Genomic DNA, 23457 nt, shown 5'->3' with positions numbered 1-23457 from the left:
TAGTTACTATTCACACTTATTTCTCACCTGCTACATATATAGGTGATCTAATAGATTCTTTAGCTGAAGAATTAGGTAATTTATTGTTAATGTAATTAATAATACCTTTCCCTATTGCTTTTGCAATACGATTTTGTTGCTGAGAGTTAGTTATTCGCTTGCGATCCTTAGGGTTACTGATAAATCCTACCTCTACAATAACAGCTGGTATGTTAGTCTTCTTTAATAAATAATAAGAACCAGGTTTGATTTTACGATGATTTTCAGGTTGAATATTTATTAATTCTTTTTGAATAGTTGCTGCTAATTTCTTTCCTTCTTTATCATTAGGAGCATAGAAAGTCTGCCCCCCAAAAGAGTTTTGACTAGGAAAACTATTAACATGAATACTAACCAATAAGCCTTTCTGTTTACTATTAGCAACTTTAACTCGATGAACAATATCTTTATTTCGATCATCTTGATATAGTTTATCTTTGTTTCTAGTCATAATTACATTAGTACTACCCCGGTCTAAATAGTCAGCTAACTTTTCAGCGATTGCTAGGTTAATATTTTTCTCTAAAACACCATTTTTATGTGTTCCTGGATCTACTCCCCCATGACCTGCATCAACAATAATCGTCTTTCCTAATTGAGAAGTAGCAGGAGTACTTTTGACTACCCATGTAACTAATCCACTTAATAAGAATAGAATAGCTGCACAAAAGATAATAAGAAATTGAGCAGAGATAAAATAAAACTTTACTTTTTTCATTTTACTCATTCCTTTATAAGTAATATCAATAGGTGTGAGTCATGAGCTGAATCAAAGTCAAAATCATAAATATAATCAAATCTCTGGAATATAGAATTAATAGGGAATTAGATTTTGAATGTAATGGTTTTGAATTGGCTCATGGCTGATAGCATATCCCGCAAAGTTACACATTATATCAATTATACTTTATTTTAATCTATGAACTTTCAGGTGAAGAGATTTCACTAGTTTATAAAAAGTATATTAAAGTTAGTTAGTAATATTCACAGTAAAATATTCCATTAATTTTATTTTAAGCCAAGATGTGATATTTAGTTCCTTCCTTGAATAAATAGATAGCAAGGGATGTTGAAGGAGGGCCAACTATGAATTTTGAATTGACAAAGAAAGATTTATTAGTCTTATTTGTAGTAGTAAGTGTTAGTTTCTTTTTATTAGGGGTAGTAATGAATGATTCTTTTTTTAAGCAAGCAGTAAAAGTAAGTAGTAAAAAATTAGTTCCTATTTATAAAGTAGATACTTCTGAAAAAAAGATAGCAATTACCTTAGATGGTATGTGGGGAGCAGAGTATACTCCAAGATTGTTAGAAATCTTTAGAGAGAATGATGTCAATGTAACTTTCTTTTTTGGTGGTAATTGGTTAGAAGAAAATCCTCATTTAGTCAAAGAAATAGCTGCTAATGGTCATGAAGTAGGTAATCATAGTTATACACATCCACATATGACGAAGTTAAGTACTAGTGAAATTAAAACAGAGTTAGAACGGACAAGTGAATTGATTAAGGATTTAACTGGAGATAAAGAAACTCTATTTAGACCACCTTTTGGAGAGTATGACAATCAAGTTATTGAGACATCACATGAGTTAGGCTATCATGTTATTCAATGGACTATTGATTCATTAGATTGGAAAGATGTTAGTGCTGATTTTATTGTCAATCGAGTCTTAAATAACGCTAGTCCAGGGGCCATTGTGTTAATGCATAATAATGGTAAACATACAGCAGAAGCCTTAGAACGCTTGATTCCTCAACTTAAAGAGAAGGGGTATCAGATAGTACCAGTTTCAGACTTGATTTATAAAGATGATTATTATGTTGAATCACATTCTGGGCTACAGAAAAAGAATAGGTAGGTGAAAAGATGGGTAAAAGGAAAGTTAAAATATTTTATTTTCCTCTCAATCGACAGGTAGTATTGGGTTTGGTTGGGTTAGTTATGTTGATTAGTTTTAGTTTTATTAAATTTGATAATTCTCAACCAACAATAGAACAGCCTGTTTTTAAGCAACAGATTAAACCATATTATCACGGGCCAACTGACAAGCAGGCTATTTCCTTGACTATTAATGTAGCTTGGGGCCAAGAGTATATACCTCAAATGTTAGATGTGTTAGATGAATATAATGTTAAGGCTACTTTCTTTTTTGTGGGAAGTTGGGTTAAGAAGTTTCCAGAGTTAGTAGCGGAGATTAAAGAGCAAGGACATGAGTTAGGTAATCATGGTCTAAAGCATGTACATCCTAAGCAATTATCAGAAGAAGAGTTGAAGAGTTTAATATTAGAAAATCAACGTTTGATTCAAGAGATAGCAGACTATAAGACTAACTTATTTGCTCCACCTTATGGTGAAGTAGACGATAGAGTCGCTCAAATAGCAGGTCAAATAGGTTATAAAACAATTATGTGGAGTGCTGATACAATTGATTGGCAACGCCCTAAACCAGCTAGAATTATTCAGCGAGTAATGAGAAAAGCAAAATCAGGCGGAATTGTTTTGATGCATCCTACTAAACCTACTACTCAAGCATTACCACAGATAATATCTAAATTACAAAATGAAGGATACAATATAGTAACTGTATCACAGTTATTGGAGTAGGATTAATATGAATAAACTAACTAACTTACGTCGAAAGTTAATAATTACAGGAATCATTATTTTTGTTATTATTTTAATTGTAGTTTTACTAGCAGAAGTTGATAATTTAATTCGTATGGTTTGGGGAGTAGAAGAAGGAGTTAATTTTTTAAATCAAGACCTTAGTGATTATTTACCTTTAGAAGTAGAGGACTTAGTTTATCGTTTAACGCCAGAAGTTACTATTTATCCTTTGCCAGCTAGTGTTGATAAAGATACAGGAGAGATTAAATCAGCTACCAAGGGACAGATTGTTGATTTGACTGCCACTTTAAATCAGATTATGGAGGCTGAAGAGGGAAGTAGGGTGTTGCCAGTAAGCTATTCTTTAGAGCCTATTATTACTGCTGAAGATGTAGCTAAGGTTACAGAGAAATTGGATGGTTACACAACTATAATTACCGGTAGGCCAGGACGTAGAGCTAATATTAAGCTAGCAGCCAAATTGATTAATAATGAACTGCTATTACCAAGAGAGATTTTTTCTTTTAATCAGGTAGTTGGCCCGCGAACTAAAGAACGTGGCTTTAAAGAAGGGCCACAGATTGTAGAAGGAAGGCTAACTAAGGGAGTAGGAGGAGGAATTTGTCAAGTTTCAAGTACGCTTTATAATGCTCTACCTGATTATTTTAAAATAGTTGAACGACATGCCCACTCTAGAGATGTTGGTTATGTACCAGAAGGAAAAGATGCTACTGTAACTTGGGACTATCTTGATTTTAAATTTAAGAATAATCTGTCTAGCCCAATTATTATTCGTACTAAGATTCTGCAAGGTAGATTAAAAGTTTTTATTTTAGTTTCAGAGGCAGGAAAAGAAGAAATTAGTGAGGAATAAATAATAATGTTACTAGATAGCTTAATTATTTCACAAATTAATACAGGAGGGAAAAATGAAGATGAAGATTAAAAAGTTAGACCCAGCAGCAGTTATTCCAAAGTATCAACATGGTAGTAGTGAAGATGCAGGAATGGATCTTTGTTCTATTGAGGCAGGAACTTTAGAACCAGGAGATTACAAATTATTCAAGACAGGAATAGCAATAGCTTTACCAGAGGGTTATGCAGGATTTGTTCACCCTAGAAGCGGGTTGGCTTTGAGACATGGTATTACTGTCTTAAATGCCCCAGGAACTATTGACCCTGGCTATAGAGGTGAAATAGGTATTGTCTTAATTAATCATGGGCAACAGACTTTTCAGGTAAAAGAAGGAGATAGAATTGCTCAGCTAGTAGTTCAAGAGTATGAACAAGTAGAATGGGAAGTAGTAAATGATTTGGATGATACTAAACGAGGTACAGGAGGATATGGTCATACTGGGGTTTAATATACAGTATTAGTAACTAGTGAAAAGTAATTTTACTACCTGAATTTAATTGAAGAAGTGTAATATAATTGATATAAAGCGCCACTTTATATCAGCTGTGAGTTATGAGCTATGAGTCGTGTGCTACTTCAAATTCAAAAGCATAAAATCAATTTAAAGGTTTTGAATTGGCTCATAGCACATAGCAGACAACTCACAGCTGTGTCACTTTCAGTGACACAATATATCAATTTAAAGTAATTTAGGCTATAGAAAAATAATATTATAAGTATATAACTACTAGGAGGAAAAGAATGTTAGCTAAGTTGAAGTTGAAACAGAAGTTGATGATTGCTATGGTTGCTTTAGCAGTGGTACCAGTTTTGATCTATGGGATTGTTAGCTATAATAATAGCCAGAATATGATTAAGAATAAAGTAATTGAGAGGAATAATTTATTAGCTCAGCAAATGAGTAGTCAGATTCAAGATAAGGTTTCTGGATTAGCTAAAACAGTCAATATCTTATCTGAGATGGATAAAGTTAAAAGTATGAATTTAAAACAGCATCGAAAGATATTTGATAAGTATCTTAATAAATATTCTTTATTTCAATATTTATATGTAGCTAATAAGCAAGGAGAGTTAGTGAGTTTTAGTGTGGAGACAGAACATATAGGTGAAAGTTTTAGCCATCGTCCTTGGTTTAAAGAGGCTATGAAAGATACTATATATATTTCTGATTCTTATATTTCAGCTGAAACAGATAAACCTTGTATTACTATATCTACTCCAATTAAAGAGCAGGGAAAGATAGTTGGGGTTTTAGGAGTAGATATAAGTTTAGTTACTTTACAACAGATGGTAAATAATGTTAATCTAGGAGAATCAGGAGAAATCTATATTACTGACAGTCAAGGAGTAGTTATTGCTCATCCTAATGAGAATATGGTCTTAGAGCAGGCAAATAATAAAAAATTAATGCCAGTTAAAAGGGCATTAAGTGGCAAGTATGGAAGTGCAATTTATTCTAATAAAGAGAAAGAAGATATGTTAGCCTCTTATTATTCTTTAAAAGGCTTAGGTTGGTCGTTAGTAGTGCAACAATCTACTAAAAAGGCTTTTAGTGAGTTACAAGGGATTTTAATTAGAAATATAGTAATTGTCTTGATTGCTGGAGCAGTAGCATCTGGGGTAGCAGCTTGGTTGGCTCTTAGTTTTAGTCGTCCTATCTTAGAGCTGGTTGCTACTATGAGAAATAAAGCACGAGGAGATTTAACTGTAAATTTAGATTTAGATCGTAGTGATGAGTTAGGGATTTTGGCAGATGCTTTCAGTCGCGGTACTAAGCAACAGAGAAGGTTAGTAACTAGTATAATAGATACTAGTGAGGATTTATCGGCTTATAGTGAGGAGTTATCTGCTTCGGCTCAAGAAGGGAATGCAATTATTGAGACGAATAATCAAAACTTAGAGGAGATAACGGCTAGTATTGATCAGATTTCAGCTAGTAGCCAAGAAGTAACTAGTTTGGCTCAAGAAGCTAGTTCACAAGCTCAAGTTGGTAATCAAAATATACAACAGACTCTATCCAGTATGGAGGATATTAATCAGACTGTAACTAAGGCTGTAACAGTAATTAATGAGTTAGATAATAAATCACAGGAGATTGATCAGATTGTAGAAATGATCAGTAATATTGCTGATCAGACTAATTTACTTGCTTTAAATGCAGCTATTGAGGCGGCAAGAGCAAGTTCTACTGATGGAACTTGTAAAGGTGGGCAAGGACAGGGATTTGCTGTAGTAGCTGATGAAATTAGAGAGTTGGCTAATGAAACTACTCAGGCTACTGAAAAGATAGCAGACTTGATTCAGGAAACACAAGCTAAGTCAAAAGCTGGTTTAGAATTTATTAATCAAGTAGAAGATAAAGTTGAATCAGGGAAGGAAGTAGCTAGAGAGACAGAAGAAGTCTTTGCTCAGATTAAGAATGCTATTCAGGAGACATCAGCTCAGATTCAACAGACTGCTGCTGGAGCTCAGAACTTGGCTCAAAATAGTAATCAAGCTAAAAAAGCTTCAGAAGAGATTAATAGTATGTCTCAGGAAGTAACCTATTCAGCTCAAGAACTGGCTGAGTTGGCCCAGGAGTTACAAAACTTAGTAGAAAGATTCAAAGTTAATTAAAGGAGTGATAGAAGTTAAGTCCACTCGCAAACTACTGTGGTGAATTTATTATAGCAATGGTCTCCCTTGATAATGCCCTGTGGTAAGTAAGAGTGGACGGTCTTGACCTTATTCTTTATGTTTTTTAAGTAAGTCCTTAATAGCCTCATCAAGCAATTTAGATTTAGGTATTCTAGTTTCTTTAGAAAGATTATCTAATTTAGCAATTAAATCTTTAAAAAGTTAGAAAGTGGGAATGTTCTGAATGTGGCGAAGTGCACGATAGAGATATTAACGCTAGTAAAAATATTTTAAATGAAGGATTAAAAATTAAGGCAAGTACCACTTAGGATTTGTACCGTTGGGCTGACGGGAAGTTATGCTTAGGAGTTTACATAGCAGGTCTTGTATTTTAGACTTGCTATATATGAGTAGTGGTTACACTCTCAGCCTAAGAATCCTCGTGGGCTTGCCCCGAGGAGGGTCAATGAATGAGATTAAGTCAACTACAGGGGAAAGAGATTGTAAATTTACATAATGGGGAGCGGTTAGGCTTAATTAATAATACCGACTTAATCTTTAATACTAAAACTGGGGCTCTAGAGTCAATTTTAATTCCTAATCAAAGAGGCCTTTTTGGAATGGTAGGTAGAAAGCAAGAGTTAGAGATTCCTTGGGATTCAGTAGTAAAAGTAGGCAGTGAAATAGTCATTATTGATCTACCTTTAGAAAAATTCTAAGAAGGCTTGACAAAGTTAATTAAATATTAGACAATGTAATAGACAACGTAATAGAATTTAATAATGAGGGTAAGATTGAGGAGCAATAATTATCAGTAACTATAGGGAGCAAGTCAGCTTTGAACTATAGTAAAAGGAATTATTGCCGAAACCTAATTTAGTTGATAATTAGATTAGGTTGGGGTTGTATTTAAGAGATACAATACTGTCACTAGAAGCGCTAGTGTTGTGCTATCTTATCGTTTCGAAATTTGAAGCGATTGGTAGCTACCAATCGCTTTTGTTATAGGTATTACTTTTAAATAAAGGAGTGATAGAGTGGTAACTGAAATTGTAGTTTCTGGGGCCAATGGTAGAATGGGCCAAGCAGTAGTAGAAATGATTTCAGAAGTAGATGATTTTGAGTTAGTAGGAGCAGTTGATAGAGAGGATATTGGAGAAGATATCCATCAAATTTTAGGTTTAGATGAAGAACCTATGGAAATAACTGAAGATTTAGCGACTACTTTAGAGCAAGTTAAGCCTGATGTAGTAGTTGATTTTACTAATCCGCAGGTAGTAATGGAACAGATTAAGACTGTTTTAGACCATCAGATAGACCTTGTAGTTGGAACAACTGGAATTACAGAACCTGATTTAGCTAAAATTGAAGGTTGGAATCAGAAGCAAAATAAGGTAGTAATTGCACCTAACTTTGCTATTGGAGCTATTTTGATGATGAACTTTGCTCAGAAGGCAGCTGAGTTTATGGATGATGTAGAGATTATTGAGTTACATCATGATAACAAGTTAGATGCTCCATCAGGTACAGCTATTAAGACAGCTGAATTAATTAGCCAGAATTTAGATAAACCAGAGCAGAAAGTAGCAGAAGTAGAAGAGTTAGAAGGGGCTCGTGGTGGAGAACATGATGATATTAACATTCATAGTGTTCGACTACCTGGATTAGTAGCTCACCAAGAAGTCATTTTTGGAGGAGAAGGACAGACTTTAAGTATCAAGCATGATTCAATTAATCGAAAGTCTTTTATGCCTGGAGTTGAATTGGCAATTAGAAAGTTGTCTGAGATTGAAGGAGTAGTTTACGGATTAGATAATTTAATTGATTTATAAAATAAATTTTAAATAGACAAGCACTTACTAAGATAAAGTTACATATAATGATTTAGAGAAAGGGGGATAGATAGTGGACTATAATCTAGAAGGTAAAAGGATTGCTCTATTAGGTGGAGATGACAGAGAAGTTAAGTTGTTGTCTATACTACAAACAAGTGGGGCTGATGTTGAAGTTTTAGGACAGCCTAAAGTTGAATCTAAAGGAATTAAAACAGTTGACTCATTACAAGAAATATCTACTAAATTCGATGCAGTAATTGCACCAATGACAGGAACTAATAAACAATATCAGATAAAAAAGACTTTTGTAGAAGAGGATATTTCTTTAACAGAAGAATTTTTTGCTAGGTTACAGGCAGGTGCTAAATTCTTTATTGGTTTTGCTAAACCTAAGATTAAAGAATGGTGCCAAAAGTATGATATAGAATTAATTGAATTAGCTGCTTTAGATGAAGTAGCTATTTTAAATGCTATTCCTACTGCTGAAGGTGCTATAGAGTTGGCTATTAGAGAAGCCCCAATTAATCTTCATAATAATAATTCTTTTGTTTTGGGATTAGGTCGAGTAGGCTTAACTTTAGCTAGAATGCTAAAAGGATTAGGCAGTAATACTTTTGGAGTAGCTCGTAAACCTAAAGATTTAGCTAGGGCTTCTGAAATGGGACTAGTGCCAGTCCACTTTAAAGATTTAATTAGTGAGATTAGTAAAGCTGATTTTATCTTTAATACAGCACCAGCCTTAGTTTTAGATGAAGAAGTACTTAAAGAGGTTAAGCAAGAAACATTAATTATTGATTTGGCTTCTGCTCCTGGAGGTACAGACTTTGATGTTGCCCAGAAGTTAGGGATTCAAGCAGAGTTGGCTCTAGGATTGCCTGGTAAGGTAGCCCCTGATAGTGCAGGACAGATTTTAGGTAATGTTATCCCTCGGTTATTAAGTCAGGAGTAGTGAGTAATGAGTCGTGAGTTAAAACTAAGAGCTCACAGCTCAAGACTCATAGCTTTATCAATAGGGAGGTGCTTGTCTGTGGATTTTGCTGATAAGACAGTTGGTTTTGCTCTGACAGGTTCTCATTGTACATTAGCTAAGGTAATGCCAGCTATGAAAGATTTAGTCAAGCAAGGGGCCAATGTTTATCCTATCTTATCTGGTGCAGTTCAAGAAGATGATACTAGATTTGGTACTGCTCAAGAATGGCAAGAGAAGGTAGTTGATATTACTGGTAATGAACCGATTACTACTATTCCAGAGGCTGAGCCAATTGGCCCGCAAGAGCTATTAGATATATTAATTGTTGCTCCTTGTACAGGAAATACTACAGCTAAGATTGCTAATGGTATTACTGATACTACAGTAACTATGGCTGTTAAAGCCCAATTGAGAAATAGCCGACCAGTAGTATTATCGATTGCTACTAATGATGCTTTAGGCAATAATGCTAAAAATTTAGGTTTAGTTTTGAATACACCTTACATTTATTTTGTTCCTTTTGGTCAAGATAATCCAAATGGAAAGCCTAATTCATTGGTAGCTAGAATGGATTTAATTGTTGATACTGCTAAATATGCCTTAGAAGGTAAGCAGATACAACCAGTAGTTATTGAATATAAAGGGATTTAAATTCAGTTGACAGTTGACAATTAACAGTTTACAGTTAATAAATAAAAATTATCTTAAAATAATCTATAGAAATTGGTTTTGACTGTCAACTGTAGACTGTAGACTGTAAACTGTACACTACACACTAACTTAGGAGGTATTGAGTATGGAGAAGTATAATGTAGCGGTAGTAGGTGCCACTGGAGCTGTTGGTCGAGAGATGGTTAGTATTTTAGAGGAGCGTGATTTTCCTTTTTCTGATCTTAAATTATTGGCGACAGAACGTTCTGCTGGAACAGTAATGACTTGTAAAGGTGAAGATTATGTAGTAGAGGCTACTACTCCAGATTCTTTTGAAGGAGTTGACATTGCTCTCTTTAGTGCTGGATCAGGTGCGAGTAAGAAACTTGCTCCAGAAGCTGTTAAGCGAGGAGCAGTAGTAGTTGACAATAGTAGTGCTTATCGGATGGATGATGAGGTGCCTTTAGTAGTACCTGAAGTTAATCCAGAAGATATCTTTGAACATAATGGGATCATTGCTAATCCTAACTGTTCTACTATTCAGATGGTAGCAGCCTTAAAGCCAATTTATGATGCAGCAGGAATAGATCGAATTGTTGTATCAACTTATCAGGCTGTATCAGGAACTGGTAAGGATGCTATGGATGAGTTATGGAAGCAGAGTAAGGCAGTTTTAGAGGAAAAAGAGGTTAATCCAGAGGTTTATCCTCATCAGATAGCCTTTAATGTCTTGCCACATATTGATATTTTCTTTGACGACGGCTATACTAAAGAAGAAATGAAGATGGTTAATGAAACACAAAAGATTATGAATGATGAAGAAATTAAGGTTACTGCTACAGCAGCTAGAGTTCCAGTACTTTATGGCCATGCTGAGTCAGTAAATATTGAAACTAATGATAAATTAACAGTTAAAGAGACTAAAGAATTATTGGCTGATACAGCTGGGGTTAGAGTCGAAGATGATCCAGCTGAATTGACTTATCCGTTACAGAGTGATGTTGTTGAGATTGATGATGTTTTAGTGGGACGGATTCGTGAAGATCATACCATTGAAAATGGTTTAAATATGTGGGTTGTGGCAAATAACCTACGAAAAGGTGCGGCCTTAAATACAATCCAGATTGCTGAGAGGTTGGTTGCAGAAAAGTGAGGTGACTAAATGCGTGAGATAGTAATTCAAAAGTTTGGCGGTACATCGGTAGCTACTACTGAAAGAAGAGAACAGGTAATTGATAAAGTCCTTGATTGTATTAATCAAGGACGTAAACCTGTTCTTGTTGTTTCAGCCATTGGTAGAGAAGGAGCTCCTTATGCAACAGATACTTTACTTGATTTTGCTCAAGGGGTTCATGATACTATAGAACCAAGAGCTCAGGATTTACTGATGTCTTGTGGTGAAGTGATTTCGTCGGCAATTATTACTCAAGCTCTAAAAGCAAGAGGTTATGAAGCTGAACCATTAACTGGAGCCCAAGCAGGAATTATTACAGATGAAAATTTTGGTCAGGCTAAAATTAAAGAGATAAACTCTCAACAGATTCTAGAGGTGATTGACCAGAATAAGATACCAGTGATAGCTGGTTTTCAAGGAATATCTGAGCAGGGTGAGATTACTACTTTAGGTCGAGGTGGTTCTGATACAACAGCTTGTGCTTTAGGTGCTGCTTTACATGCTGAAATGGTAGAGATTTATACAGATGTAGAAGGGGTAATGACTGCTGATCCAAGAATTGTACCTAACGCTAAGACTTTAAAACATGTTACTTATGATGAAGCTTGTGAGTTAGCTTATCAAGGTGCTAGAGTAATTCATCCTCGGGCAGCAGAGATTGCTAAACGAGAGCGAGTTCCAGTAATTATACGTTCTACCTTTAGTGATGCTGAAGGGACTGTGATCTCTAATGCTTTTGAGCAGGATGAAATAGAGATTAAAGGTGATAAACCAGTTACAGGAATTACTAGTAGAAGTAATTTAGTCTTAGTTAAAATTTATCCTAGAGCACAACAGAAAGATGCTACTGCTTTAGGTTGTTTTAGGGTTTTAGCAGCTGAAGGAATAAGTGTTGATTTTATTAATGTACGTTCCGACTTAATTAGCTTTATGATTAATAAAAATTTGGAAGAACAGGCTGAAGAGTTATTAGCAGATAAAGGATATGATTATGAAATATTTGTTGATTATATTAAAGTATCAGTAGTAGGAGCTGGAATGACTGGGGTGCCAGGAGTTATGGCTCGTGTAGTAGAGGCTCTAGCAGATAATGATATCTCTATCTATCAGACTACTGATTCACATACTGCTATTTCTTGTTTGATTAAAGAAGTTGATGAAGAAACTAGTTTATGTGCTTTACACGATTATTTTGAGTTAGGTAATTAAGTCTGGAGGTGTCTAGGAATGAGTTTTGGTGAAGTTTTAACAGCAATGGTAACTCCTTTTAATGATGATCTTGAAGTTGATTACCAACAAGCGGCTAAGTTGGCCCGTTATTTGGTGGAAAATGGGTCTGATGGGCTGTTGGTCTTAGGAACAACTGGTGAAGTACCTACTTTATCTCATGAAGAGAAGGTTAAGTTATTAAAGACTGTAATTAATGAGGTAGGAGAAGAAACAACTATAGTAGCTGGAACAGGATCTTATTCTACAGCTAAGAGTATTGACTTTACTAAAGAGGCTGAAGAGCTTGGAGTAGATGGTGCTATGTTAGTAACACCTTATTATAATAAACCACCTCAAGCTGGGTTAAAGAAACACTTTAAAAGTATAGCTGAAGCTACTGATTTACCAGTTATTTTATATAATGTACCTAGTCGTACTGGTAGAAATATAGAGCCAACCACTATAGCTAAGTTATCTGAAATCGATAATGTTGTAGCTGTTAAAGAGGCTAGTGGTAGTGTAGAACAAGCTGCTAAGATCAATGCACTAACAGAGGATGATTTTATGATTTATAGTGGTGATGATGGTCTAACATTACCTATCTTATCTGTTGGTGGTACAGGAGTAATTAGTGTAGCTTCTCATGTAGTTGGAGATGAGATTAAAGAGATGATTACTGCTTATAAAGAAGGTAATCTTGATTTAGCTACTCAAAAGAATGCTTACTTAAATGAACTATTTGATGCTATGTTTATGACTACTAATCCAATTCCTGTTAAGAAAGCTTTAAATTTAGTGGGGCCAACTGCAGGAGGATTACGTCCGCCATTAATAGAGCTTTCAACAGAAATGGAAGATGATCTAAAAAGAGTATTAACTACTTATAATCTATTGTAAGCTACCAATTGTGGTAGCTTCTTTTTTTACTGAATATAAACAGCTCTTGTATTTATCTAGTAAATCATTTATAATGTAAAGTAGATCTAATAGCGGGGAAGTTTGAATGGCTAATCTTACTTCGCTAATAAGATTAGTGTTGATGGATAGATACAAACGGGAAGATAATTACACAAAGACGGGTAAAAAATATATACGGAGGTTTTATTAAATGTCACAAAAAAATAATGATGCGGTTTCAGTCATTCCACTAGGCGGAGTTGGAGAGATTGGTAAGAATATGATGCTAGTGGAGATGAATGATGAGATCCTTATAATAGATTCTGGGATTAAGTTTCCAGAGGAGGATCTGCGTGGAGTTGATTTAGTTATTCCAGATATTTCTTATTTATTAAGAAATCGGGAGCGAGTAAAAGGGATAGTTCTGACTCATGGTCATGAAGATCATATTGGAGCTTTACCTTTTATTCTTAAAAAATTAAATGTTCCAGTTTATGGAACAAGATTAACTTTAGGTTTATTACGTGAAAAATTGAAGTCTCATAATTTATTATCTAGATCTTATTTAAGACAGGTAGATCCAGGTAATTCTGCTAAAATTGGTTCCTTTGAAGTTGATTTTATTCGGGTAAATCATAGTATTGCTGATGCTTGTGCTTTAGCAGTTCATACTCCATTAGGTGCACTTGTATATGCTAGTGACTTTAAGTTTGATCAGACACCAATTGATGGTAAGATGACTGATATCCATAAGTTTGCTGAATTAGGAGATGATGGAGTATTAGCTTTATTCTCTGATAGTACTAATGTAGAACGAGAAGGATATACCAGTTCAGAGAAAAAAGTAGGACAGACTCTTGATGATGCATTTAAAGAAGGTAATCAGAAGATTATAGTAGCTAGTTTTGCTTCTAATTTCCATCGAATTCAGCAAGTATTTGATAAAGCAGCTAGTTATAATAGAAAAGTTGCTTTAAGTGGTCGGAGTATGATTAATAATGTAAAGATTGGTCGTGAATTAGGTTGTTTTGATGTTCCAGATAACTTAATTATTGATATTAATGAAATTAGAAATATACCAGATAATAAGGTAGTTTTATTAACTACTGGAAGTCAAGGAGAACCTAGAGCAGCTTTAACTCGAATGTCAAGAGGAGAACACAGAATTAGTGTAGGTGAAGGAGATACTATTGTAGTTTCAGCTACAGCAATTCCTGGTAATACTAAAGCTGTTGGCCATACAATTAATCAGCTCTTTAAACAAGGGGCAGAAGTAATTTATGAGGCTGTATCTGGTGTACATGTTTCTGGTCATGCTAGTAGAGAAGAACTAAAATTAATGTTAAATCTAACTCGTCCTAAATATTTCTTCCCAGTTCATGGAGAGTATAGACATCTTCATTTACATGCTAATTTAGCTAAAGAAGTAGGAGTTGCTAAGGAAAATATCTTCCTGCCTGATCTTGGTGATCGTATAGTCTTAACTGAGGATAAAGGTTATACACAAGGTACTGTTCCATCAGGAAGAATTTTAGTAGATGGTTCAGGTGTTGGAGATGTAGGTAGTGTTGTTTTACGAGATAGAAGAATCCTATCTGAGAATGGAATTTTAATGGTAGTAGTTACTATTAATGGTAAAGGTCAAGTAGTAGCTGGGCCTGACATTATTACTCGTGGTTTTGTTTATGTAAGAGGTTCTCAAGGTTTAATTAACGATGCTACTAAGCGAGTAGAGAAAGCTTTAGAAAAATGTGAAGAAAAGCATATTACAGAATGGTCTGTGCTCAAGTCTAAGATTCGAGATTCCTTAGATAGTTACTTGTATAGACGTACTAAGCGGAATCCAATGATTATGCCAATTATTATGGAAGTATAATAGTTATTATTAATTAGGGTGGAAATTTCCACCCTAATTTTTATTTTTTGCAGGGAAATATTGATTAAACTAGAAGATAAGACTATAAGAAGATTATAAGATTAGAAGACAGGAGAGGGTAAATATGAAAAGGAAACAGTTATGGGTTTTATTGGTGATTACTTCTTTAATAATAGGAGTTATATCAGTTAATAGTATTGGTTATGCAAGCTCTAAGTTAGCTAGAGAGAAGTATCAGTTAGGATTAGAAAAATTTAGAGCAGGTAATTATCAACAAGCTGTTTATGACTTAATTGAAGCTGTATCTGAAGCTCCTGATCTATTGTATCCCCACTATATTTTAGGATTAAGCTATATGCGATTAGACCAATATAATTTTGCTGAAACTCAATTAGAAAAAGCCTATAAGATTGATCCTAAACATTATAGGGTATTAGTCAATTTAGGTCGAACTTATTTAAAAAAAGACAAGAAAAAAGAAGCTATTGAAACTTTGCATAAAGCTTTAAAAGTAAATCAAAAAGAAGATGATGCTTATAATGTTTTAGGTAGAATTTATATGGAGCAAGGAGAATATAAATCAGCAATTAAAAATTACAAAGAAGCAGTTAGAAGAAATACTAGCAACTATTATGCCATCAATAATTTAGGATTATCTTATATTCAAATTGGTGAATATACAAAAGCAGTTATAGTTTTAGAAAAAGGAGCTAAACTTAATCCTAAAATTCCTTATTTATATAATAATTTAGGAATAGCTTATGAAAATACAGATCAGATAAAAGATGCTAAGCAGGCTTATCAACAAGCTTTAGAAGTTGATCCAAGTTATAATAAAGCTAGAGTCAACTTAAAACGGGTAGATAGACTGTTGCAAAAATAGATATACTATTTTTAAGATAAATTCCTTAAAATAGGAACTGTTTTAATAAATAATGCATAATATATACTAAAAAATAAGGTATACTAAATAATAATATCTACTTTAAGATGATTAAATAATGAATAGTTATGAATATAATATAATAAGTATATAATGACTTTTTTAAATAATAAAAAGAAATAAGCGGACTACCAATTGTGATATTTATCACATTCTGTTAGATTATTTTATTATGATAAAGGGGGTAGTGTAAATGACAAATGATTATGAGTTATTATTGGAGATTAGAGATGCTGATGATAACAATACGGGTTATGCTTTGCTTAAGGATGAAAATAGGTACGGAATAGAAAACTCTAATCGAGATTCCCCTTACTATGGTACTACTTGGAAGAATTCTGTTGAAGAGATGTTAGATCATGTTGAAGGGGACTTAGAGCAATCATGTGATGACCATATAGAAGAAAACTTTATTGATGCAGCTAAGGGTAAGTTAAAAATGATGTTATATCAGCAATAATTTATTACCGCCTTAACAGGCGGTTTTTTTATTTTTTGCCGGTAATTATTTTAACTTCTATATTAAAGTTTCAAAATGGATATACTAAATTGTGTAAGGAGGGAGAGAAATGTATATAGATTTAAATGGAGTTAAGGAACGAATGGCTGAAAGACAGATATTTATAAATAGGCTACAGATGATGAATCAAAATAGTGTAGAAAGAGAGTTAGAAAAAGAAGTTGAGGAGCATCTATAGTATAATTTAGGGCAATGTTCAAACATTGCCCTTTAATTATAAATTGATCTTATCAATTTTCAACTTCTATTTTTAGTTTGTTTGTCAAGAGTTTAATAATTGGAATACCAATAATATAAACTGATATTGTTTCTCCAATTCCTATGTATAAACTAGTGATCCAGTAAGGGGCACCAACTGTATATTTTAAAATCAAGGCTACTCCTAAAGCGTTAATAATTACAGGAAAAATACCTGCCAACCATTTGTTTGGAGCTTTAGATGTTAATAGACCAGCAACTAGAGTGAGAATGCTGCCAAATATTATATCTATTATACCTAATCCCCCAAAGATATTTGCTATCATACAGCCAATCCATAATCCAATAGCAGACCAAGGGCCAAAGTAAAAAGGGATTATAGTCAGTGCTTCCGATATTCTAACTTGAATTGGCCCATAAGAAAAAGGAGCAAATATAAGAGTGATTACTACATAAATAGCGGCTATACTTGCTATTTTAGTAATTAGTTTAGAATTAATTTGAAACCTCTCCTTTCTATTGATAGATTTTTTTATATAATAGATCCTTAATTATCTATCATATCAATAAAACTATAAATTTAAAAGAAATATTAATCTATCAGACTCTAAATTTGCTTTGATATCAAACTTTATGCTATAATTATTTCGTTGTAGGAAATTATTTTTAGACTTTAAATATTTATTTTGAAGGAGTAATGGTAACATGAAAAAAATAGGAATTACTACTACTGTCCCTATAGAAATTTTATTAGCAGCAGGTTATCAGGCAGTTGATCTTAATAATTTATTTATTACTTCTGATAATTATGATCAATATATTGACCAGGCTGAACGAGATGGTTTTCCTAAAAGTTCTTGTGCTTGGATTAAAGGGATTTATGGAGCTTGTTTAGAACAGAATATTACTGAAGTAGTCAGTGTAGTAGAAGGTGATTGTTCTAATACTCATGCTTTATCTGAGATATTAGAAGCTCAAGGGATTAAGACTTATCCTCTAGCTTATCCCAATAGCCATGATATAGAAGATGTTACACTAGCTATTAATCAGTTTATGGAACAATTTGGAGTGACTAAAGAGGAAGTATCAGAGACTAGAGCAAGGTTGAATCAGATTAGAAGTTTAGCTAAGAGGTTAGATCAACTGACTTGGCAAGAGAATAAAGCAACTGGTTTTGAAAATCATCTTTATCAAGTAAACTGTAGTGATTTTACTGGTAATCTTGCTAAATTTGAAGAAGAGTTTAAAGAAAAGATAGCTGAAATAGAGAATAGAAAACCTATAGATAAAAAGGTAAGATTAGGTTATATAGGTGTACCTCCTATGATGGCTGACTTATATGATTATGTAACTAACTTTGATGCTTATATCGTTTACAATGAAGTTCAGAGAGAATTTGCTTTTCCTAGAGCAGAAGAAGCCAATAATATATACCAACAATATTATGATTATACTTATCCCTATGATTTAGATTTTAGGTTAAAAAAGATCAAAAGACAGATTAAAAATAGAGATTTAGATGGAATTATTCATTATACTCAGGCTTTCTGTCATCGAGAATTAAATAATATTTTAATTAAAGAAGAGTTGGATTTACCAATTCTAAACCTTCGTGGTGATAAATCAAGAGAGCTTGATTCACGAATGAAACTTAGATTAGAAGCATTTCTTGATATGCTAGGAGATAGGAAGGAGCTAAAGTAGTTGAGAGCATTAGGAATTGATTTAGGAAGTCGAGAAGTAAAGGTTGTAGTTTTAGAGAATGATAAGATTATAGAGCAATTTAAAGTTAGTACTATGTCCTTCTATCGAGATTACTGTAAATTTGAAGGAAAAGTTGTAGTTGATACTAACCAACTTGATATACCAGAGACCCAGATTCAAGTTTCAACAGGCTATGGTAGAAATAATACTGACTTAAAGAAGTTTGAACCGATTAATGAGATTAAAGCCCATGTCTATGGGGCTATTTATCAGACTGGCTTAGAGAATTTTATCCTATTAGATGTAGGTGGACAAGATGTTAAGGCAGTCAAGGTTGAAAAAGGAATAATTACAGATTTAGAACTTAATGAGAAGTGTGCAGCTTCTTGTGGTAGATATTTAGAGAATATGGCTAATGTTTTAGAAGTTTCTTTAGATGAAATGTCTAATCATTATAAAGACCCTGTAGAGCTTAATGCTACTTGTGCTGTCTTTTCCGAATCAGAATTGATTGGCCAGATTGCTGAGGGAGTTGAGATAGAGCGATTATGTTCTGGAGTTAATTACTCAATGTATAAAAGATTACGTCCTTTATTAACTCAATTTAAGGGAAGAAGATTAATTGTATCAGGTGGAGTAGCTTATAATCAGGCTATTAAAAAATATCTAGAAGATGATTATGACGAAATAGTTACTTTAGATAAACCACAGTTTAATGGAGCAATTGGTTGTTGTTATTATGGATTATTGACATAAAGCTGTGAGTCATGAGCTATGTGTCGTGGGCTCAATCAAAATCAAAACAGTAAAGCAAAGCTAATTCAAGTTCTTATAATATCCTATGTTGTAGGAATTATAATAATTTTGATTTGAATTTAAAGGTCTTAAATCTGCTGCTAGCACACCATACAGGTCTAAAAAAAGACCTTCCGTAATAAAAACCATTTGCAGACGACAGATAGCTGTGGCACAAAAGTGCCACTTTATATTAGTTAGTCTCTATTTGAAACTTAGTTATCTAAATGAATTCGAATTATTAACAGCTTATACTAAATTATTTTGAGGTGATAAAAATGAAAAAGGCAGTAGTTTTGTTTTCAGGTGGACTTGATTCAACGACGGCTTTATATTTAGCAAAATCTAAAGGCTATGAAGTTTATGCACTTTCTTTTAAGTATGGACAGAGCCATGATCGAGAATTAGAAGCTGCTAAAGAGATAGCAGAGAAAGTAGGAGTCAAAGAACATGTAGTAGTAGAGACTAATATGTCAGCTTGGGGTGGTTCAGCTTTAACTGATAATGAGATGAATATTCCTGATGGAGAGGCTGAACGAGAAGATATTCCTACTACTTATGTGCCGGCTAGAAATATGATCTTTTTATCTTATGCTGCATCTTATGCTGAGGCTGTAGGAGCACAGAATGTCTTTATTGGAGTCAGTGAAGTTGATTACTCAGGTTATGTAGACTGTCGACAAGAGTTTCTTGATGCTATGGAAAAGGCAGTTAATAAGGGGACTGTATGTGGAGCAGAAGAGGGTCGTCCAATTAAGATTCATGCTCCTTTTATTGATATGACTAAAGCCCAAGAGGTTGAACTAGGAATGAAATTAGGTGTAGATTATGGTCTAACTTGGTCTTGTTATCGAGGAGAAGATCAAGCTTGTGGTACATGTGATAGTTGTGTATTACGCCTTAATGCCTTTCAAGAGGCAGGTTATGAAGATCCAGTGGAGTATAAATAATAGTTGACAGTGTTCAATTTACAGTTTACAGTTAAAATCAAAAATCTTATATTTTAAAAGGTGATGAGATTTTTAAACTGTCAATCGGCAACTGTTAACTGTAAACTATTTTTAAGTAAATATTTTGTGAGGTGAATTTAATGGCGCAAGTATCAGTTACAAAGATATTTTCTTGGGATATGGCTCATATGTTAGCAGGTCATGAAGGTCAGTGTAAAAATCTACATGGCCATACTTATAAATTGGAAGTAGAAGTAACAAATAAGGCAGGACAGTTAGAGGAAGTTGGCCCGGCTCAGGGAATGATAGTTGATTTTAAAGATTTAAAACGAGTTGTTAAAGAAGAGATAATTAATCCACTAGATCATGCTTTTTTATATTGGGCCAACTCTTCTGACAAGATAGAACATCAATTAGCTAATATACTACAAGAAGGAGATAGAAAGGTTGTTGAAGTAGATTTTAGGCCTACAGCAGAAAATATGGCCCATCATTTTTGGGAGATATTACAAAGTAGATTAAGTGAGTTAGATATAGAAATTCTAAGTATTAAAGTGTGGGAGACACCAACTAGTTATGCAGAAGTTAAAGGAGTAAATTAATATGAATATAGAGGAGTTTCAAGCTGTTCAGTTACCAGTAGTCGAAGTCTTTAATAGTATTTCAGGTGAAGGTATATCGGCTGGAGAAATAGTAAATTTTGTTAGATTAGCTGGCTGTAATTTACGATGTGATTATTGTGATACTACTTATAGTTATCAAAGCTCAGAGCATAATCTAATGAGCCCAGATCAGATAGTAAATAAAGTAAATCAATTTAACAGTCGCCAGATTATCTGTACAGGTGGAGAACCATTAGAAGAGGATAAACCAAAGAGATACCTTCCGCTTTATTTAGCTAAACAAGGTTTTAAAGTTAGAATTGAAACTAATGGTAGTTGGCCTATTTATAGTAAGCAGGAATTACAGAAGTTTGGTGTTGATAATAAACTCATAAATTATACCCTAGATATTAAATCTCCTAGTTCTAATATGAAACAACACAATTTATTGAGCAACTTAGAGAAATTGAGTCTAGGTGATGAAATCAAATTTGTAGTTCAAGACCAAGTAGATATAGATTATGCTTTAGAAGTGATTGCTGATTATAAAAATGTGCTTGCTAAAGAAGAAATAATTATTAATTTTTCACCAGTTTTTGAAGAAATGGAAACTGAAGAACTAGTAGCAGTTTTACAAGATAACCAAGGATATTTTAATAAATATAATTTACTAGTTAGATTAAGTTTACAGTTACACAAGTTTATTTGGGATCCCAATCAGACAGGAGTTTAGGAGGAGTCAATAATGAAGGATGTGCAAAATATAAAAGGTGACTATACATTTAGTATTGATGAAGTAGGAGTTGAAAATATAAAATATCCTTTAAGAATAGAAACTAAATCTGGAGAATTGATTTCTACAGTAGGTGAAATTTCTTTAGCTGTCAATTTAACTAGTGATCTAAAAGGAATTAATATGAGTCGATTACCAGAGATATTGGCAGAGTTAGAAGTGGATAATTGGGTATTAACTGATTTTAAAAATGATTTGCAACAGGTATTAGAAAAGATGCAGTCTAGAATGGAAACTAAGAATGCTTATTTAGAGTTGGTTTTTGATTATTTTCTAACTAAAGCTGCTCCTGTATCTCAAAAGGAAGCTTTAGTATCTTATCAATGTAAAGTGGAAGCTTCTTTAGAAGGGAAACAAGATGATTCTATTTTAACTGTAGAAGTACCAATCACTAGTCTCTGCCCTTGTTCTAAAGAAATAAGTGATTATTCTGCTCATAACCAACGAGGATATGTCCAAGTATCTGTTAGATATGATGATCAGCTTTGGTTAGAGGAACTTATAGAAAAGATAGAATCAGTAGCTAGTAGTGAAGTTTATTCTATTTTAAAACGTGTTGATGAAAAAGAGGTAACAGAAAGAGCCTATGAAAATCCGAGATTTGTTGAAGATATAGTTAGACTAGTAGCTGAAGAATTATCTGCTGATAATCGGATAAATTGGTTTAAGGTAAGAAGTAGTCACGAAGAATCTATTCATCCACATAATGCTTATGCTGTATTAGAGCAGAATAAATAAAGTTTCAATTAAGACAGGCATATGCCTGTCTTTTTTTATTTTTGTTGAAATTAAGAATAAGTAAAAAATATTAGTTGTAAAAGGCTATTATTTAATTTTGACTGTAAATAATAAATTTTTTAACTGTTAATTAAGATAATTCAGAGTTAAATATTCCCCTAGTTGTAAACTATTAATGGGGGCTTAATTTCATACAAAAGTAGATTTATCTCATACTAAAAAGTAGAATAGGCTTTTATAAAAAAGGAGTGATTGCTTTGGATCAAGATAGAGTTAATAAACTAGTTAATGAAGATGTAGCTAATATTGGCCCTAGTCCTGCACAGCCAGCTACACCTTCTAAAAAGGGTGGGCGAAAAAAGAAGGCTAGACAGGCTAAAAAAAAGAAGATGAAGCAGTTACAGAATTTAAAGCAGTTAGGTCAGTTGAATGTTCCTCAGTTTCAAAGTAATATTCATGCCTTAACTATTGTAGGCCAAATTGAAGGGCATAAGGCTCTACCGGCTAAGAATAAGACAACAAAGTATGAACATTTATTACCTCAATTAGTGGCTGTTGAACAGAATCCTAAGATTGAAGGAGTAGTTATTATCTTAAATACTGTTGGCGGAGATATTGAAGCTGGATTAGCCATTTCAGAGATGATTAGTAGTTTATCTAAACCAACAGTCTCTTTAGTTTTAGGTGGTGGTCATAGTATAGGTGTGCCAATTGCAGTATCTTCTAATCACTCCTATATAGCTGAATCAGCTACTATGACTATTCATCCAGTTCGACTTACTGGAATGGTGATTGGTGTACCACAGACTTATGACTATTTAGATAAGATGCAGGAACGAATTACTCATTTTGTATCCCATCATTCTAACATTTCTGGAGATAAATTTGAAGATTTAATGTTTGAGACAGGAGAGTTAGTTAGAGATGTAGGAACTGTCTTAATTGGAGATGAGGCAGTAAATGAAGGTATTATTGATGATGTAGGTGGTTTAGGTCAAGCAATTAAGAAGTTAAATACTTTAATTGAAGAAGATAAAAAACAGAATCCTGATCGATATAAAAGAAATAAGTCTCAGAATGAAGATCAGGGTAGACCACGAGAAGAGGTACTACAGGCTTTAGCTGAAGAAGAAGATATAGATGATGAGATTCAAACTATAGGTTCAGAAGGTGATATTTAATGCTGTATTCTATTATTCCAGAAGAAGAATTACTAGAAGAAGAAGAGCCAAAGCAACGAAAAGAGATAGAGGTTGATGGGGTAACAATGGAAGTAGACCTTGAGACTCCTTATTCTGGTAAGGTAGTAAGAGTTATCAGTTCTAATCCTGATGACTATATGTCTTATTCACCAGGAGCTCAAGTCGAGTTTGGTCCGATTTTGAAATAAAAGATAATAGTTGTTATAAGTTGGCCCTGAGTTAT

The 23457-nt window shown here is 33.6% G+C and carries 26 protein-coding genes, 2 pseudogenes and 1 riboswitch; of the genes and pseudogenes, 25 read left to right on the top strand and 3 right to left on the bottom strand.

Annotation, left to right across the window (positions count from 1 at the left end; all coding sequences use genetic code 11):
- Positions 1-16: 16 nt before the first annotated feature.
- On the bottom strand, positions 17-757 hold the full coding sequence (locus ACYQ39_RS03660) for an N-acetylmuramoyl-L-alanine amidase family protein (protein WP_459840517.1): 741 nt from the start codon (positions 755-757) through the stop codon (positions 17-19).
- A 368-nt stretch (positions 758-1125) separates the two neighbouring features.
- On the opposite strand from ACYQ39_RS03660, the gene ACYQ39_RS03655 reads away from it, so the two are divergent.
- The 5 genes from ACYQ39_RS03655 (at position 1126) to ACYQ39_RS03635 (ending at position 6177) form a co-directional block, all read left to right on the top strand.
- Positions 1126-1896, top strand: a complete 771-nt coding sequence (locus tag ACYQ39_RS03655) for a polysaccharide deacetylase family protein (protein WP_459840516.1) — start codon at positions 1126-1128, stop codon at positions 1894-1896.
- Positions 1897-1904: 8 nt separating this feature from the next.
- The gene (locus ACYQ39_RS03650) at positions 1905-2642 is read left to right on the top strand and encodes a polysaccharide deacetylase family protein (protein ID WP_459840515.1); all 738 of its coding nucleotides are present in this window, start codon (positions 1905-1907) and stop codon (positions 2640-2642) included.
- Between the two features lie 7 nt (positions 2643-2649).
- On the top strand, positions 2650-3519 hold the full coding sequence (locus ACYQ39_RS03645; RefSeq protein WP_459840514.1) for a VanW family protein: 870 nt from the start codon (positions 2650-2652) through the stop codon (positions 3517-3519).
- 55 nt (positions 3520-3574) lie between these two features.
- Positions 3575-4009: a dUTP diphosphatase gene (gene dut / locus ACYQ39_RS03640; protein WP_459840513.1), complete on the top strand. Its 435-nt coding sequence runs from the start codon at positions 3575-3577 to the stop codon at positions 4007-4009.
- Positions 4010-4302: 293 nt separating this feature from the next.
- Entirely contained in the window at positions 4303-6177 is a 1875-nt protein-coding gene (locus tag ACYQ39_RS03635; RefSeq protein WP_459840512.1) for a methyl-accepting chemotaxis protein, read from the top strand.
- Positions 6178-6285: 108 nt separating this feature from the next.
- Here the strand turns inward: ACYQ39_RS03635 and ACYQ39_RS03630 are convergent.
- Positions 6286-6387, bottom strand: a pseudogene (locus tag ACYQ39_RS03630) (ribbon-helix-helix domain-containing protein); the annotation flags it as partial.
- Positions 6388-6407: 20 nt separating this feature from the next.
- On the opposite strand from ACYQ39_RS03630, the pseudogene ACYQ39_RS03625 reads away from it, so the two are divergent.
- The 12 genes and pseudogenes from ACYQ39_RS03625 to ACYQ39_RS03570 form a co-directional block, all read left to right on the top strand.
- Positions 6408-6506 (top strand): annotated as a pseudogene (locus tag ACYQ39_RS03625) (zinc ribbon domain-containing protein); the annotation flags it as partial.
- 141 nt (positions 6507-6647) lie between these two features.
- On the top strand, positions 6648-6896 hold the full coding sequence (locus tag ACYQ39_RS03620; protein ID WP_459840511.1) for a YlmC/YmxH family sporulation protein: 249 nt from the start codon (positions 6648-6650) through the stop codon (positions 6894-6896).
- Positions 6897-6963: 67 nt separating this feature from the next.
- A riboswitch (Lysine riboswitch) is annotated at positions 6964-7138 on the top strand.
- 76 nt (positions 7139-7214) lie between these two features.
- On the top strand, positions 7215-8009 hold the full coding sequence (gene dapB, locus ACYQ39_RS03615) for a 4-hydroxy-tetrahydrodipicolinate reductase (RefSeq protein ID WP_459840510.1): 795 nt from the start codon (positions 7215-7217) through the stop codon (positions 8007-8009).
- 73 nt (positions 8010-8082) lie between these two features.
- A complete protein-coding gene (gene dpsA, locus ACYQ39_RS03610) occupies positions 8083-8961 on the top strand; it encodes a dipicolinate synthase subunit DpsA (protein ID WP_459840509.1) in 879 nt (292 codons plus the stop codon).
- 78 nt (positions 8962-9039) lie between these two features.
- Positions 9040-9633 (top strand): dipicolinate synthase subunit B, encoded by a 594-nt coding sequence (locus ACYQ39_RS03605; RefSeq protein WP_459840508.1) that lies wholly within the window; start codon positions 9040-9042, stop codon positions 9631-9633.
- 145 nt (positions 9634-9778) lie between these two features.
- A complete protein-coding gene (locus ACYQ39_RS03600) occupies positions 9779-10786 on the top strand; it encodes an aspartate-semialdehyde dehydrogenase (protein ID WP_459840507.1) in 1008 nt (335 codons plus the stop codon).
- Positions 10787-10795: 9 nt separating this feature from the next.
- Positions 10796-12016, top strand: a complete 1221-nt coding sequence (dapG, locus tag ACYQ39_RS03595) for an aspartate kinase (protein WP_459840506.1) — start codon at positions 10796-10798, stop codon at positions 12014-12016.
- An 18-nt stretch (positions 12017-12034) separates the two neighbouring features.
- Positions 12035-12913 carry a 4-hydroxy-tetrahydrodipicolinate synthase gene (gene dapA / locus ACYQ39_RS03590; protein WP_459840505.1) on the top strand — a complete coding sequence of 293 codons (879 nt, stop codon included), beginning with the start codon at positions 12035-12037 and terminating at the stop codon, positions 12911-12913.
- A 211-nt stretch (positions 12914-13124) separates the two neighbouring features.
- Positions 13125-14789 (top strand): ribonuclease J, encoded by a 1665-nt coding sequence (locus ACYQ39_RS03585; RefSeq protein ID WP_459840504.1) that lies wholly within the window; start codon positions 13125-13127, stop codon positions 14787-14789.
- A 124-nt stretch (positions 14790-14913) separates the two neighbouring features.
- On the top strand, positions 14914-15672 hold the full coding sequence (locus tag ACYQ39_RS03580; RefSeq protein ID WP_459840503.1) for a tetratricopeptide repeat protein: 759 nt from the start codon (positions 14914-14916) through the stop codon (positions 15670-15672).
- 253 nt (positions 15673-15925) lie between these two features.
- A complete protein-coding gene (locus ACYQ39_RS03575; RefSeq protein ID WP_459840502.1) occupies positions 15926-16192 on the top strand; it encodes a hypothetical protein in 267 nt (88 codons plus the stop codon).
- A gap of 109 nt (positions 16193-16301) precedes the next feature.
- Positions 16302-16430 (top strand): hypothetical protein, encoded by a 129-nt coding sequence (locus ACYQ39_RS03570; RefSeq protein ID WP_459840501.1) that lies wholly within the window; start codon positions 16302-16304, stop codon positions 16428-16430.
- A gap of 52 nt (positions 16431-16482) precedes the next feature.
- On the opposite strand, the gene ACYQ39_RS03565 is transcribed toward ACYQ39_RS03570, so the two are convergent.
- Entirely contained in the window at positions 16483-16926 is a 444-nt protein-coding gene (locus ACYQ39_RS03565; RefSeq protein WP_459841636.1) for a QueT transporter family protein, read from the bottom strand.
- A 229-nt stretch (positions 16927-17155) separates the two neighbouring features.
- On the opposite strand from ACYQ39_RS03565, the gene ACYQ39_RS03560 reads away from it, so the two are divergent.
- The 8 genes from ACYQ39_RS03560 (at position 17156) to ACYQ39_RS03525 (ending at position 23422) form a co-directional block, all read left to right on the top strand.
- Complete coding sequence (locus ACYQ39_RS03560) at positions 17156-18154, top strand: 2-hydroxyacyl-CoA dehydratase family protein (protein WP_459840500.1); 999 nt, start codon at positions 17156-17158, stop codon at positions 18152-18154.
- Positions 18155-18910 (top strand): acyl-CoA dehydratase activase, encoded by a 756-nt coding sequence (locus ACYQ39_RS03555; protein WP_459840499.1) that lies wholly within the window; start codon positions 18155-18157, stop codon positions 18908-18910. It begins immediately after the preceding gene.
- 290 nt (positions 18911-19200) lie between these two features.
- Complete coding sequence (gene queC, locus ACYQ39_RS03550; RefSeq protein WP_459841634.1) at positions 19201-19899, top strand: 7-cyano-7-deazaguanine synthase QueC; 699 nt, start codon at positions 19201-19203, stop codon at positions 19897-19899.
- 140 nt (positions 19900-20039) lie between these two features.
- Positions 20040-20501 (top strand): 6-carboxytetrahydropterin synthase QueD, encoded by a 462-nt coding sequence (gene queD, locus ACYQ39_RS03545; RefSeq protein ID WP_459840498.1) that lies wholly within the window; start codon positions 20040-20042, stop codon positions 20499-20501.
- A gap of 1 nt (position 20502) precedes the next feature.
- Positions 20503-21234, top strand: a complete 732-nt coding sequence (locus tag ACYQ39_RS03540) for a 7-carboxy-7-deazaguanine synthase QueE (protein WP_459840497.1) — start codon at positions 20503-20505, stop codon at positions 21232-21234.
- A gap of 12 nt (positions 21235-21246) precedes the next feature.
- A complete protein-coding gene (folE2, locus tag ACYQ39_RS03535) occupies positions 21247-22032 on the top strand; it encodes a GTP cyclohydrolase FolE2 (protein WP_459840496.1) in 786 nt (261 codons plus the stop codon).
- Between the two features lie 389 nt (positions 22033-22421).
- Positions 22422-23213, top strand: coding sequence for a ClpP family protease (locus tag ACYQ39_RS03530; RefSeq protein ID WP_459841632.1), 792 nt, complete (start codon positions 22422-22424; stop codon positions 23211-23213).
- On the top strand, positions 23213-23422 hold the full coding sequence (locus ACYQ39_RS03525; protein ID WP_459840495.1) for a YlzJ-like family protein: 210 nt from the start codon (positions 23213-23215) through the stop codon (positions 23420-23422). The genes ACYQ39_RS03530 and ACYQ39_RS03525 overlap by 1 nt, the downstream gene beginning before the upstream one ends.
- Positions 23423-23457: the final 35 nt, after the last annotated feature.

The sequence above is a fragment of the Halanaerocella petrolearia genome, assembly GCF_054657875.1.
The sequence above is the reverse complement of the archived record's forward strand: the minus strand, read 5'-3'. Positions and strand labels throughout refer to the sequence as shown.